The 15,265-nt window shown below is 61.5% G+C and carries 8 protein-coding genes; 1 reads left to right on the forward strand and 7 read right to left on the reverse strand.

The genetic code is table 11. The features are described from left to right. The first annotated feature begins 145 nt into the window (after positions 1-145). Positions 146-1,555 carry a GntR family transcriptional regulator MpaR gene (mapR, locus tag ACZ9IM_RS16120; RefSeq protein WP_008069156.1) on the forward strand — a complete coding sequence of 470 codons (1,410 nt, stop codon included), beginning with the start codon at positions 146-148 and terminating at the stop codon, positions 1,553-1,555. A gap of 151 nt (positions 1,556-1,706) precedes the next feature. On the opposite strand, the gene ACZ9IM_RS16125 is transcribed toward mapR, so the two are convergent. The 7 genes from ACZ9IM_RS16125 to tpx all read right to left on the reverse strand — a co-directional run bounded on the left by ACZ9IM_RS16125 (position 1,707) and on the right by tpx (position 14,949). Next, entirely contained in the window at positions 1,707-2,453 is a 747-nt protein-coding gene (locus ACZ9IM_RS16125; protein WP_008069154.1) for an SDR family oxidoreductase, read from the reverse strand. Positions 2,454-2,730: 277 nt separating this feature from the next. Next, complete coding sequence (locus ACZ9IM_RS16130) at positions 2,731-4,812, reverse strand: putative bifunctional diguanylate cyclase/phosphodiesterase (RefSeq protein WP_476224452.1); 2,082 nt, start codon at positions 4,810-4,812, stop codon at positions 2,731-2,733. Positions 4,813-5,095: 283 nt separating this feature from the next. Then, positions 5,096-6,589, reverse strand: coding sequence for an efflux transporter outer membrane subunit (locus ACZ9IM_RS16135; protein ID WP_476224453.1), 1,494 nt, complete (start codon positions 6,587-6,589; stop codon positions 5,096-5,098). Next, positions 6,586-9,693, reverse strand: a complete 3,108-nt coding sequence (locus ACZ9IM_RS16140; RefSeq protein WP_476224454.1) for an efflux RND transporter permease subunit — start codon at positions 9,691-9,693, stop codon at positions 6,586-6,588. The genes ACZ9IM_RS16135 and ACZ9IM_RS16140 overlap by 4 nt, the downstream gene beginning before the upstream one ends. A 169-nt stretch (positions 9,694-9,862) precedes the next feature. Then, positions 9,863-12,958, reverse strand: coding sequence for an MdtB/MuxB family multidrug efflux RND transporter permease subunit (locus ACZ9IM_RS16145; protein ID WP_476224455.1), 3,096 nt, complete (start codon positions 12,956-12,958; stop codon positions 9,863-9,865). Beyond that, positions 12,955-14,271 (reverse strand): MdtA/MuxA family multidrug efflux RND transporter periplasmic adaptor subunit, encoded by a 1,317-nt coding sequence (locus ACZ9IM_RS16150; RefSeq protein ID WP_476224456.1) that lies wholly within the window; start codon positions 14,269-14,271, stop codon positions 12,955-12,957. Before ACZ9IM_RS16150 ends, ACZ9IM_RS16145 begins: the two co-directional genes overlap by 4 nt. Before the next feature lie 177 nt (positions 14,272-14,448). After that, positions 14,449-14,949, reverse strand: a complete 501-nt coding sequence (gene tpx, locus ACZ9IM_RS16155; protein WP_476224457.1) for a thiol peroxidase — start codon at positions 14,947-14,949, stop codon at positions 14,449-14,451. Positions 14,950-15,265 lie beyond the last annotated feature (316 nt).

The following is a 15,265-nucleotide window of genomic DNA, read 5'->3' on the forward strand; positions in this document are numbered from 1 at the left end:
TCGGCTGCGAAGCAGTCGTAAAACCTGCATGCCAGATTCTCTTGTATGAACAAATGAAGGGGCTGCTGCGCAACCCAACGGGGGCAAGCCCCCTCGCCACATAAAGCTCCATTTGCCCAATAGCGCGCTCCAAACCGGGACTTAAATGAAACGCTACGAAAAATTCGCCGACGACATCGCTGAACTGATCCGCTCCGGCGTCCTCGGTCCCGGCCAGCGGGTGCCATCGGTGCGCTATGCCAGCCAGACTTACGGGGTCAGCCCGTCCACGGTGTTCCAGGCCTATTACCTGCTTGAGCGCCGTGGTCTGATCCGCGCCCGGCCGCGCTCCGGCTACTTCGTCAATACCCATGCACCGAGCCCGTTTTCGGAGCCGGTGATCAGCAGCCAGGTCAACGAGTCCACCGAAGTCGACGTCAGCGAACTGGTGTTCTCGGTGCTGGACTCGATCAAGGACCCGAACACCGTGCCCTTCGGCTCGGCCTTCCCCAGCCCCACGCTGTTCCCGCTGCAGCGGTTGTCCCGCTCACTGGCCAGTGCCGCCCGGGAAATGGACCCGCGCATGGTGGTCACCGACATGTCGCCGGGTAACCCGCAACTGCGTCGGCAAATCGCCCTGCGCTACATGGTCGGCGGGCTGATGTTGCCCATGGAAGAACTGCTGATCACCAACGGCGCCCTCGAAGCCTTGAACCTGTGCCTGCAAGCGGTCACCGAACCCGGCGATCTGGTGGCCATCGAAGCCCCGGCGTTCTACGCCAGCCTGCAAGTGCTGGAACGGCTGAAGCTCAAAGCGGTGGAAATTCCCGTGCACCCGCGAGACGGCATTGACCTCGGCGTGCTCGCCCAGACGCTGGAACGGCATCCGATCAAAGCCTGTTGGTGCATGACCAGTTTCCAGAACCCGATGGGCGCGACCATGCCCGAGGCGAAGAAGCAGGAACTCGTGGAGTTGTTGCGCAGTCACCAAGTGCCGCTGATCGAGGACGACGTCTACGCCGAGCTCTACTATGGGCAACAGGCACCGAAACCAGCCAAGGCTTTCGACACCGAAGGGTTGGTGATGCACTGCGGTTCGTTCGCCAAGAGCCTGGCCCCCGGTTATCGCATTGGCTGGGTCGCGGCCGGGCGTTATGCGCAGAAGATCGAGCGCCTGAAACTGATGACCTCACTCTGCGCCTCGATGCCCGCCCAGGCCGCCATCGCCGACTACCTGCAACACGGCGGCTACGACCGGCACCTGCGCAAACTGCGCTACGCCCTGGAAGAACAGCAAAGCGCCATGCTCGCCGCCATCGCCCGCTACTTCCCGGCCCAGACCCGCGTCAGTCAGCCGGCGGGAGGGTACTTTCTGTGGCTGGAACTGCCGCCGCAGATGGATTCGTTGAAGTTGTTTCAGATGGCGCTGGCGCAAGGGATCAGCATCGCCCCGGGGCCGATATTTTCACCGACCCAGCGGTTCAGGAATTGCATTCGGTTGAATTACGGGAGCCCGTGGACTGAGGATTCGGAGAAGGCGATGGAGACGTTGGGGCGGATTGTGCGGTCGTTCTGAAAGTTTGATGTCGTTTGAAAGATTGCTATCGCGAGCAGGCTCGCTCCCACAGGGTTCGGTGGTATTCACAAAATGATGCGTTCACACCGATCCTCTGTGGGAGCGAGCCTGCTCGCGATGAAGCCAGAACAGACGGCGTCAACCTTAAAAATTAACGCCCGCCTCCCAAGTCGACGAAAGTCCCGGTCGCATAAGAAGCCTTATCCGACAACAACCACACAATCGCCTCCGCCACTTCATCCGGCCGCCCACCCCGGGCCATCGGGATCGCCGACTCCAGTTTGCTGACCCGGTCCGGATCGCCGCTCAATGCATGGAAATCGGTGTAGATGTAACCCGGCCGCACGGCGTTGACGCGAATCCCCTCGCCCGCCACTTCCTTGGACAGGCCGATGGTGAAGGTGTCCAGCGCGCCTTTGGACGCTGCGTAGTCGACATATTCGCTGGGGGCGCCCAGGCGGGCTGCGACCGACGACACATTGACGATGCTGCCACCCTGCCCGCCATGTTTGGGCGACATGCGCAGGATCGCGTGTTTGGCGCAGAGGATCGGCGCCAGGACGTTGGTCTTGAGGATTTTCAGAATACGGAATTCGGACATTTCGTCGATCCGCGACTTTTGCCCGACAGTGCCGGCGTTGTTCACCAGCGCCGTGACCCGACCGAGTTCGGTGTCTACGCGGTGGAACAGACCGATCACTTCGTCTTCGATGCTGACATCGGCGCGTACCGCAATGGCTTGGGCGCCGAGTGCGCGGACTTGTTCCAGCACACTGTGCGCCGCCTGTTCGTCGGACTGATAGTTGATACAGATCCGATAGCCCTGCTCTGCGGCCAACAGGGCCGTGGCGGCGCCAATTCCGCGGCTGCCGCCGGTGATGACGATGACTTTGTCCATGCTGGCATTCCCCCGTTTCAAGCGTAAGCAGTCGGGGCCAAGAATAACCGCCATCGGCGGGTTTTGCATGAATCTGCGTCAATTCCAATGACGACAGCCTGTGGTGAGGGGGCTCCGTGGCGAGGGGGCTTGCCCCCGTTGGGCCGCGAAGCGGCCCCCCTTCGATTTTTCAGACCGAGTTGCCTGAATTTACGACTGCTTCGCAGCCGAACGGGGGCAAGCCCCCTCGCCACAGAGCTCCCTCGCCACAGGTCTGCCCCCAATAAGCTGCCCGATTTCAGCCAGTAGCCAATTGCTCCCCACGGTGAATATCGGCCATGAAGCGATCGGCCGGCAGCGGATGCCCCAGCAGGTAACCCTGCAACGAGTCGCAGCCCAACTGGGTCAGGAAGTCTTGCTGGACATCGGTTTCAACCCCTTCGGCGACAATCCGCAAGCCCAAGGCCTGGCCGAGGGCGACGATGGCCGAGACGATGGCCGCGTCGTCGCTGTCGTGTTCCAGATCGCGGACGAAACCCCGGTCGATCTTCAGTTCATTGGCCGGCAGGCGCTTGAGGTACATCAAGCTCGAATAGCCGGTACCAAAGTCATCGATAGACAGGTCGACGCCCATATCCGAGAGTTCCTGCAGCACCGTCATGCTCGCGTCGGCATCGCTCATGGCGGTGGTTTCGGTGATTTCCAGGGTCAGGCTGTTGGCCGGAAGATGATGAGTGGCCAGGGCCTTGGCGACGCTCTGGACCAACCCGGCGTGGCAGAACTGCAAGGCCGAGAGGTTCACCGCGATGCGCCAGTCGGTGTAACCGAGCACGTACCACTCGCGCATCTGACGGCAGGCTTCATTGAGCACCCACTCGCCGATCGGAATGATCAGCCCGGTCTTCTCCGCAAGATCGATGAAGCTGTCCGGCTCAAGCATGCCCTGGGTCGGGTGTTCCCAGCGCAGCAACGCCTCGGCACCCACCGGTCGGCCATGGCCGGCGTCGAACTTGGGCTGGTAATAGAGGCTGAATTGCTGCTGATCCAGGGCGTTGCGCAAGTCCTGAAGCAATTGTAGCTGTTTGCGCGCGTTGCTGTTCATCGAGGCGTCGAAGAAGCTGTGGCCGTTTTTCCCGGCACCCTTGGCGTGGTACATCGCCGCGTCGGCGTTCATCAGCAACTCCTCGGCGGTCTGACCGTTGCCCGGATAGAGCGCGATGCCGACGCTGGCAGAAATCTGCAAGTCATGTTCCGCCACCCGGAACGAGCGCGCGATCAGCCCCACCTGTCGCGCCGCCAGGTTCAGCGCGTCATTCGGCTCGGCGAGTTGCACCAGCAACACAAACTCATCGCCGCCGATCCGCGCCAGGGTGTCCTGGCTACGCAAATCTTCACGCAAGCGCAGGCCGACCTCACGCAGCAACTGGTCGCCCATGTGGTGCCCAAAAGCATCGTTGACCGGTTTGAAACCATCCAGATCAATGAACATCAACGCAAAACAGCCACCCTGCTCCTGCACCCTCGACATCGCCTGATCGATACGGTCGGCCAGCAACACACGGTTTGGCAGCCCGGTCAGGGTGTCGTGCAGCGCCAGCTGGGTGAGTTCGCGATTGGCCTCGGTCAGTGATTGGGCGAGCTCCGCGGTGCGAGCCTCCAGCCGCGCATCGAGGATCGAGGTCAGCAAGGCGATGCTCAACACCGCGAGGGTTGTGATCAGCACCAGGTTGTCCAGGCCCTTGCCGTTCAAGCCGTCGGCCGCCGCGCCACAGAAACTGCCGTCGGCAAAGCGTGCCGCGGCCATGCCGGTGTAGTGCATGCCGACGATGGCGATGCCCATGATCACCGCAGCACCGCCGCGGATCAGGCGAACATAGGGCGCCTGCCGACGCAGGCGGAAAGCGATCCACAACGCCGCGCCCGACGCGCCGACGGCGATCAGCAGCGAGGTGCTAAACAGAGCAGGGTCGTAATCGATGCCCGGCTGCATGCGCATGGCGGCCATGCCGGTGTAATGCATCGCACTGATGCCAGCGCCCATCACCAGCGCGCCGAACGCCAGTTGCCAGGCCGGCAGTTGTGGCTGGCTGACCAGCCACAAGGCAAAACCGCAGGACAGGACCGCGATCAATAGCGACAGCGCCGTAAGGGTAACGTCGTAGCCCAGATCGATCGGCAATGTGAATGCGAGCATGCCGATGAAATGCATCGACCACACGCCAATCCCCATCGCAAAAGCGCCGCCCGCCGTCCACAGATGCACCGCCCGGCCTGTGGCCGTGGCGATGCGACCGGTGAGGTCGAGCGCGGTATAAGAGGCAAGTATCGCCACACAAAGCGATATGAAAACCAGCGTAAGGGAATAACTACCAATGAGCATGGGACTTCTCGCGACAGCCCCCGCCGTGCTGCGTTCATTCTCGGGGAGCAAAGTCGGCGATTGTACTGATTCCGCGGACGAACGCACTCACAAAGTCATCAAAAGGCCATCAAGATGATGTGTGGCGAGGGGGCTTGCCCCCGTTCGGCTGCGCAGCAGTCGCAAGTCCAGGCAACTCGGTATATCTGAAAAATGTAGGGGGCCGCTTCGCGACCCAACGGGGGCAAGCCCCCTCGCCACAACAGCCCTCACCACAGCAAACTCCCTCACCACAGGGGTTGTGCTATTGCTTGTCACTCACCTGAAGCTGCCCGTCCCACCCGCCGCCCAGTGCGGCGATCAATTGCACGCTGGCGATCAAGCGGCTCTGCAGCAAGCTCAGCACATTGCGCTCATTGCTCAATGCAGTGGCCTGAACCACCACCACATCCAGATAGGCAATCAGCCCGGCCCGGTACTGATTCCGGGTCAAACGCAAGGACTCGCGCGCCGCCTCCAGGGCTTCCTGACGCACCTTGGCTTCGTCTTCCAGCACCTTGAGCTGCACCAGATAGTTTTCCACTTCACGGAAGCCGTCGAGCACGGTCTGGCGGTATTTAGCGACGGTTTCGTCATAGGCCGCTTCGCTACGATCGACTTCCGCCGAGCGCTGCCCACCGTCGAACAGGGTCATGGCCAGTTGCGGGCCGACCGACCAGAAGCGGTTCGGCACGCTGATCCAGTTGTTAGAGGTGCTGCTGCTATAACCGCCGTTCAGGCTCAGGGTCAGGTCTGGGTAGTAGGCGGCTTTGGCCACGCCGATATTGGCGTTGGCGGCCATCACCGAGCGCTCGGCGGAGGCGATGTCCGGGCGGCGTTCCAGCAACTGCGAGGGCAGGCTCAGCGGCACCTGCGGCAATGCCGGGATGTCTTGGGTTTCAGCCAGGCTGAACTCGGCTGGCGGTAGACCAATCAATACGGCAATGGCGTTCTCGAACTGCGCGCGCTGCCAGATCAGGTCGACCATCTCCGCCTGAGTGCTTTTGAGCTGAGTGGTGGCCTGGGCCACTGCGTCCTTGCCGGAGACGCCCGCGCGGTACTGGTTTTCGGTCATGGTCAGCGAACGCTGATAGGCCTCGACCGTCGCTTCCAGCAGGCGTTTCTGTTCGTCGATCACCCGCAATTGCAGATAGTTCTGCACCAGTTCCGATTGCTGGCTCAGGCGCATCGCCGCCAGGTCGGCAAAACTCGCCTCGGCGTTGGCCGTGTCGGCTTCCAGGCCTCGGCGCAATTTGCCCCAGACGTCTGCTTCCCAGCTGACCCCGGCCTGCGCGGTGTAGGTGTCGCGAATACCGCTGGAGGAACTGCTCAGGCTCGAACTGCTGCTACCGGTGCCCTGGCTGGAACGGTTTTTCCCGACGGTCAGGTCCACCGTCGGGAAAAACGCACCCCGGGCACTGCGCACCAAAGCCTGGGCCTGGCGGTACTGGGCTTCAGACTGGGCGACGGTCTGGTTGGCGCTGTTGAGTTTTTCGATCAGGCCGTTGAGCTGCTGATCGCCATACAGCTCCCACCAGGCACCACGGGCCAGAGAATCGCTGGGGTTGGCCTGACGCCAGCCAGCCGCTTCCTTGTACTGTGCCGGCGCAGCCGCTTGCGGGCGCTGGTAATCCGGGCCGATGGCGCAGGCACTGAGCATCGCCACGCACAGCGACAGGCTCAGCAAACGCGAGCGCTGCGCCGTGAACAGCGCCGTGATCAGCGGTGCAGCCAGGTTGATAAGCGAACGGTCAGTCATAGCGGAGTTTCCAGAGCAGCATCGGTACGCACCCCACGCCAGTGGTTGAAGCGATGGCGCAGATTGTCGAGATAGAGGTAAACCACCGGGGTGGTGTAAAGCGTCAGCACTTGGCTGAAGACCAGCCCGCCGATGATGGTCAGGCCCAGCGGCTGACGCATTTCCGCACCTTCGGCACGACTCAGCAGCAACGGCAAGGCGCCAAGAATTGCCGCCAGGGTGGTCATCAGAATCGGTCGCAGCCGTTGCAGACAAGCGCTGCGGATCGATTCCAGCGGCTCCATGCCTTGATGCCGTTCCAGTTGCAGCGCCAGATCGATCATCAGAATCGCGTTCTTCTTCACCACGCCAATCAGCAGGAACAGCCCGAGCAAGGAGATCAGGCTGAACTCGCCGCCCAGCACATAGATCGACAGCAACGCTCCGACCCCGGCCGACGGCAAGGTCGAGAGAATGGTCAGCGGGTGAATGTAGCTTTCATACAGCACGCCCAGCACCAGATACACCGCCACCAGCGCGCCGAGAATCATCCACGGCTGGCTCTTTTGGGTCGCGGCGAACGCATCGGCGGTACCGGCCATTTTCGCGATGACGTCTTCCGGCAAACCAACCTTGGCAATCGCCCGCTCGATGGCCGCCGAGCCCTGCTCCACCGTCACGCCTTCGGCCATGTCGAAAGCGATGCTTTCCGAAGCGAACTGGCCTTCGTGGCTGACCCGGTCGTCTTCCAGACTGTTTTCATAGTGCGCGATGGTGGACAACGGAATCCGCGCACCGTCGGCGGTGATCACCTGCACCTGCTTGAGCGTGATCGGATCCTGGGCGTATTTCGGGTTGACCTCCATCACCACCTGATACTGGTTGAGGCTGTCGTAGATCGTCGAAATCTGCCGCTGGCTGTAGGCGTTGTTCAGCACCGCGGTGACCATGTCCATGTCCACGCCCAGACGCTTGGCCTGATCGCGATCGACAATCAGGGTCACTTGCTGGGCGCCACGGCCTTCGCGTGCGTCGATTGCCGTCAGTTCCGGCAGCGCCTTGAGGGCGGTGACGACTTTCGGATACCACTCGCGCAACGCGCCGAGATCGCCGCTTTGCAGGATGTAGGAATATTGCGAGGAGGTTTGCTCGCGGCCGCCGCCAAATTGCAGGTCCTGATCTGCCATCAGCATCAATTGCGCACCCGGCACCTTGGGCATTTCCTTGCGCAGGCGTTCGATGACTTTCTGCGCGGACAGATTGCGTTCCTTGATGGGCTTGAGCCGCACCAGCATGAAGGCGTTGTTGGTGCCATTGTTGCCACCGATGAACCCGGCGACGCTCTCCACCGCCTCATCCTTGAGCACGGCGCGGCGGAAGATTTCCATCTTCGGCTGCATCACGCTGAATGACAGCCCGTCGTCGCCGCGCACGAAACCGATCAACTGGCCGGTATCTTGCTGGGGCAAGAAAGTTTTAGGAACAACGACATACAACGCGATGTTCACGCCAATCGTCACGAACAGACTGAGCAGGGTCAGCCGACGGTGACGCAATACCCAGTCAAGGCTGGTGGCGTATTTGCCGACCATCCACTCGTTGGTCCGCTGGCTCCAGCGCTGCAGGCGGTTTTCCTGCCCCGGCGTGTGCGGCTTGAGCCAGCGTGCGCAGAGCATCGGCGTCAGCGTCAGCGACACCAGCAACGACACCACAATGGCCGCCGCCAGGGTGATGGAAAACTCGCGGAACAGGCTTTCGATGATCCCACCCATGAACAGGATCGACAGGAACACCGCCACCAGCGAGACGTTCATCGACAGCAGCGTGAAGCCGACTTCCTGGGCCCCGAGGTAGGCGGCCTTCATCGGTGGTACGCCCTTGTCGATGTGCCGGGAAATGTTCTCCAGCACCACGATGGCGTCGTCCACCACCAGCCCGGTGGCCAGAATCAGCGCCATCAGCGACAGGTTGTTCAGGGAGAACCCGTAGAGGTACATCACCGCAAACGTGCCCACCAGCGATACCGGTACCGCCAGGGTCGGAATCAGCGAGGCGCGGAAGTTACCGAGGAACAGGAACACCACCAGAATCACCAGCGCCACGGCAATCAGCAAAGTCATTTCCGCTTCATGCAGGGTGGCCTTGATCACCGGCGAACGGTCCATCGCCAGGTTCAGCTTGACGCTGGCCGGCAGCACAGCCTGCAGCGCCGGCAATTGCGCCTTGATCTCGTTGACCGTCTCGATGATGTTGGCGCCGGCCTGGCGGTTGATCACCAGCAACACCGCCGCGTCGTCATTGAAGAACCCGCTGTTGTAGCGGTCCTCGACGCCGTCGCTGACCTTGGCCACATCCTTCAGGCGCAAGGCCGCGCCGTCCGCGTAGTGAATGATCAGCGACTCGTAGTCCTTGGCCTTTTCCAGTTGATCGTTGGCCTGCACCTGCCACAGCCGCTGGCCGTCTTCGACCGAGCCCTTGGGCCGGCGCACATTGGCGTTGGCGATGGTGTTGCGCACGTCGTCCAGCGCCACGCCGTATTGGTTCAGTGCCTGGGGTTCGAGTTCGATGCGCACCGCCGGCAACGAACTGCCGCCGATCTGCACTTCCCCCACGCCCTGCACCTGGGACAGGCTCTGGGACAGGATCGTCGAGGCGAGGTCGTAGAGCTGGCCTTTTTCCAGCACGTCCGAGGTCAGCGACAGCACCATGATCGGCGCCTGGGACGGGTTGACCTTCTTGTAGGTCGGCATACTGCGCATGCCGCTGGGCAGCAGGTTGCGCGAGGCGTTGATCGCCGCCTGCACTTCCCGCGCCGCGCCGTTGATGTCGCGGTCCAGGTCGAACTGCAGAATCACTCGCGTCGAACCCTGGCTGGAACGACTGCTCATGGTGTTGACCCCGGCGATGGCGCCGAAGGAACGCTCCAGTGGCGTGGCCACGGTCGAGGCCATGACCTCCGGGCTCGCACCGGGCAGGCTCGCCTGGACCACGATCACCGGGAAGTCCATCTGCGGCAACGGCGACACCGGCAACAGGCCAAAGCTCACACCGCCCAGCAGCATGATCGCCAGGCTCAACAACATCGTTGCGACCGGGCGCTTGATAAAAGGTCCGGACAGGTTCATCGACGCCAGCTCCCGACATCCACCCCTGTGGGAGCGAACTGTGGCGAGGGGGCTTGCCCCCGTTTGAGTGCATAGCACTCACAAGATTTTTGGTATCTGAGAGAGTTGGGGGCTGCTTCGCAACCCAACGGGGGCAAGCCCCCTCGCCACAGCTTGCCGCCCGACGCCATCATACCGCCACCTCTTGGGCGTCGGACTTGCCGAAACGGCGTCCCAACCGATCGAAGTACAAGTAGATGACAGGCGTGGTAAACAGCGTCAGCACCTGACTCACCAGCAAGCCACCGACCATCACCAGACCCAAAGGCTGGCGCAGCTCCGCGCCGGAACCGGTGGCCAGCATCAATGGCACCGCGCCGAACAACGCGGCCAATGTGGTCATCAGAATCGGCCGGAAGCGCAGCAGCGCGGCCTGATAGATCGCCGTTTCCGGGTCCATGCCCTGATTGCGTTCCGCCTCAAGCGCGAAGTCGATCATCATGATCGCGTTCTTTTTCACGATGCCGATCAGCAAAATGATGCCGATGATCGCGATCATCCCCAGGTCATTGCCGCTCAACAGCAACGCCAGCAACGCGCCGACCGCCGCCGAGGGCAAGGTGGAGAGAATGGTGATCGGGTGAATGTAGCTCTCGTAGAGCACGCCAAGCACGATGTACATGGTCACCACCGCCGCCAGAATCAGCAGCAAGGTACTCGACAGCGACGCCTGAAACGCTTCGGCCGCGCCCTGGAATTGAGTCTGCACGCCAATCGGCATGCCGATGTCTTTCTGCACCTGATCGATGATCTCGACCGCATGCCCTAACGCCACGCCGGGCGCCAGGTTGAAGGACATCATCACCGCCGGGAACTGGCCGATGTGGGTGATCGCCAGTTGCGCCTGGCGCTCCTCGACATGCGCCAGGCTGGACAGGCGCACCTGACCGCCATCGGTGGTTTTGACGTGAATCTGGTTCAGCGCATCCGGGCCGATCTTCTCGCCGGACTGCGATTGCAGCACCACGCGGTATTGGCTGGCCTGGGTGTAAATGGTGGAAATCTGCCGCTGACCGAAGGCGTCGTACAGCGCGTCGGTGATGTTCGACACTGATACGCCGACCCGCGACGCCGCATCACGGTCGATCACCAGATAAACCTGCAAGCCCTTGTCCTGCAAGTCGCTGGCAACATCAGTCAGCTCCGGCCGTTGCGCCAGCGCTTCCACCAGACGCCCGCTCCACAGGCTGAGCAACTCGGAATCCGGCGAGGACATGCTGAATTGGTACTGCGTGCGGCTGACCCGATCTTCGATGGTCAGGTCCTGCACCGGCTGCATGAACAGGCGAATGCCAATCAGCTTGTCCAGTTCCGGTTGCAGACGCGCAATCACTTCGGTGGCGCTCAGGTCGCGATTGCTGTGGGACTTGAGGTTGATCAGCAGCCGGCCACTGTTCAGCGTCGAGTTGTCGCCATCGACCCCGATGTAGGACGACAGGCTCTCGACGGCCGGATCGGCCAGGATCACCTTGGCCAGTTCCTGCTGCCGCTCGCTCATCGCCGCAAAGGAAATCGACTGCGGCGCCTCGGAAATACCCTGGATCACCCCGGTGTCCTGCACCGGGAAGAAGCCCTTGGGCACCACCATGTACAGGAACACGGTCAACGCCAACGTGCCGATGGCCACCATCAGTGTCAGCGGTTGGTGCTTGAGAACCCACTTTAACTTGCGCCCGTAAGCCGCGATCATCCAATCAATTGCGGCGCCACTGGAGCGATAGAACCGGCCCTGTTCTGCTTCCTTGGGCTCACGCTTGAGCAGCCGCGCGCACATCATTGGCGTCAGGGTCAGGGATACCACAAGGGAAATCAGGATCGCCACCGCCAGGGTGATCGCAAACTCGCGGAACAACCGCCCCACCACGTCCGCCATGAACAGCAGCGGAATCAACACCGCGATCAGCGACAGGGTCAGGGAAATCAGGGTGAAGCCAATCTGCTTGGCGCCCTTGAGGGCCGCTTGCAGCGGGCTGTCGCCCTCTTCGATGTATCGGGAAATGTTCTCCAGCATGACGATCGCATCGTCCACCACGAAACCGGTGGCGATGGTCAGCGCCATCAGGGTCAGGTTATTGACCGAGAACCCCGCGAGGTACATCACGCCAAAGGTGCCGATCAATGACAGTGGCACGGCCACCGACGGAATGATCGTGGCGCTGGCCCGCCGCAGGAACAGGAACGTGACCATCACCACCAACGCGATGGCGATCAGCAATTCGTGTTGCACGTCGGTGACCGAGGCGCGAATGGTCTGGGTACGGTCGGTCAACACAGTGACTTCGAGACCGGCCGGCAGGTTGTCGGTGATGCTCGGCAGCAAGGCCTTGATCCGATCGACCACTTCGATGACGTTGGCGCCGGGCTGACGCTGGATGTTCAGCAGCACGGCCTGGTTTTCATTGGCCCATGCCGCCAGACGTTCGTTCTCGGCGCCGTCGACGATCTGCGCCACGTCCTTGAGCCGCAACGGCGCGCCGTTGCTGTAGGCGAGGATCAGGTTGGCGTAGTCCTTGGGTGACGTCAGTTGGTCGTTGGCGTCGAGCATCGACACCCGGGTCGGGCCGTCGAAATTGCCCTTGGGCTGATTGACGTTGGAGGCACCGATCAACGTGCGCACGTCCGACAGGTTCAGGCCGTTGGCCGCCAGGGCCTCGGGATTGACCTTGATCCGCACCGCCTGACGCTGGCCACCGGCAATACTGACCATGCCGACGCCGCTGATCTGGGCGATTTTCTGCGCCATGCGGGTGTCGACCAGATCATTGAGTTTGGGCAACAGCATGGTTTTTGAGGTGATAGCCAGCGTCAGCACCGGGGTGTCCGCCGGGTTGACCTTGTTGTACACCGGCGGTGCCGGCAAATCCTTGGGCAGCAAATTGGTCGCGGCGTTGATCGCGGCCTGCACCTGCTGCTCGGCGACGTCCATGTTGATGTCGAGGCTGAACCGCAGGGTCAGCACCGAGGCGCCGCCGGAACTGGTGGATGCCATTTGGGTCAGCCCGGGCATCTGCCCGAACTGACGCTCCAGCGGCGCCGTCACGGCGCTGGTCATGACATCCGGGCTGGCGCCGGGATAGAGCGTCATGACGCGAATGGTCGGGTAATCGACCTGGGGCAATGCCGACACCGGCAGCAGCCGATAAGCGATCACACCGGCCAGAATAATGGCCAGCATGCTCAGGGTCGTGGCGACCGGGCGAAGGATGAACAGCCGCGAGATGTTCATGCGCCGCCCTTTTTCGCCTTGTCGGTGGTCGCGGGTTCAGTCGCATCGGCCGCCGATTTGCCTTGCAGGTGTTCGGTCGGGGTGGTCGGCACATCCTTGCTGTCGTTGACGACCTCCACTTCGCTGCCTTCTTTCAGGCGGTCGGTGCCTTCCAGCACCACCCGATCACCAGCGACCAGGCCTTCGGTGATCACCGTGTTGTCACCGTCACTGGCGCCGACTTTCAACTGGCGGATGGTGACCTTCTTGTCGCCATCCATGGCATAGACGAACGTGCCGTTGGTGCCGAACTGGATCGCTGCCGAAGGGGCAAGCACCACACCTTTGAGGGTGTCGGCCAGCAAGTGGACGTTGACGAACTGGTTGGGGAACAGCGCTTGATCGCGATTCTCGTAGCGGGCCTTGAATTTCAGGGTGCCGGTGGTGACGTCGATCTGGTTGTCCAGGCTCTGCAACACGCCAGTGGCCTGCAATTTGGTATCGCCACGGTCCCAGGCTTCGGCGGGCAGCTTGGCACCGGTGCGATAGCGGGCCAGTACGGTGTCCAGGCTGTTTTCCGGCAAGGTGAATGCGACGCTGATCGGTTGAGTCTGGGTGATGATCACCAGCGCCGTGGTGTCGTTGGCCGCCACAAGGTTACCGACGTCCAGCTGACGCAGGCCCACGCGCCCGGCGATCGGCGCGCGAATTTTAGTGAATTCCAGATTGAGTTTGGCGTCGTTGACCGCCGCCTGATTGGTCTTGACCGTGCCCTGGTACTGGGCGACCAGTGCTTCGGCGGTGTCGAGGGTTTGCTTGGCGATACTGTCTTCGCGGTACAGGCCGCGATAGCGCTCGACATCGACTTGGGCATTCTTCAGTTGTGCCTGATTCTGCAGCAAGGTGCCTTCAGCCTGGAGCAAGGCGTTCTGGTAAGGACGCGGATCGATCTCGGCCAGCAGGTCGCCCGCCTTGACCATTTGCCCTTCTTCGAACGAAACCTTGATCAGTTCGCCGCCCACCCGGCTGCGCACATTGATGGTGTTCAGCGCGGTCACGGTGCCCAGCGCCTTGTAATACAGCGGGAAATCGCCTTTGACCGCTGGCGCCACACGCACCGGGACCGGCCCGGTCGCCCCGCCGAACCCCGGACGCATCCCCCCCGACCGACCGGTGTGTCCGGCAACGGCTTTCTGCCCCGTACCTTCTTTCGGCGCAGCGCCGCCGGGCCAGAATTTCCAGCACACAGCGGCGATGACCAACAGGACAAGCAGGCCAAACAGCCAGCGACGGGGACTACGGGAAGCGGAGGATTGCATTGAGTGATCAACCATTGGGCGCGTGGGCTTTTTTACATGAGGCTGAACGATAAGCACTGGCGGGTCTGAAGCAAAGCGCCTTTACCGGCAATTTACCTTCGGCTTACGTAACAGGAGGTTTATCTAAGACACTGAAGCACAAATGAAAACGGCCTGGACAGTGCCAGGCCGTTAACAATTGTAATGCTTTACTTATTTAAGAACGGCAAGTGCCGCTTCGTAGTTCGGTTCTTCAGCGATTTCCTTGACCAGTTCGCTGTGCAGAACGTTGTCGTTTTCATCCAGAACCACGACGGCACGGGCCGTCAGGCCTTTAAGCGGGCCGTCAGCGATGGCAACGCCATAGTTCTCGATGAACTCGGCACCGCGCAGGGTGGACAGGTTCTGTACGTTTTCCAGGCCTTCGGCGCCGCAGAAGCGAGCTTGAGCGAACGGCAGGTCAGCGGAGATGCACAGCACGACAGTGTTGGCGACATCACTGGCCTGGGCGTTGAACTTGCGAACCGAAGTCGCGCAGGTCGGGGTATCGACGCTTGGGAAGATGTTCAGCACTTTGCGCTTGCCGGCGAAGCTCGCCAGGGTCACGTCCGACAGATTGCCGGCAACCAGGGAAAAGGCTGGCGCCTTGGAACCGGCTTGTGGCAGTTGGCCGTTGACTTGAACCGGGTTGCCTTTAAGAGTGACTTGAGCCATGAACGGAGTCCTTCTGAACGTTGATGTAGAGAATTTTGACGAGGCCGAAGTTAACCACGAAATGGTCTGGCGACCTATGGTCAGATACAAATTGTGATGTTTCGTCGCACAAACTGGATACAAGCGTTTCAACAAAACTGATTAACACTGCATGACCCTGTGGGAGCGGGCTTGCTCGCGAAAGCGGTTCAACATTCAACAATGATGTTGGCTGAGGTCCGTCTTCGCGAGCAAGCCCGCTTGTATGCTGGGACTTGAAGGGAGGAGGAGGGACAAAGCCCGATTCTGACTGTTGACGCAGTACAGATCCGTGGGA

The organism is Pseudomonas sp. TE12508, from assembly GCF_056279485.1.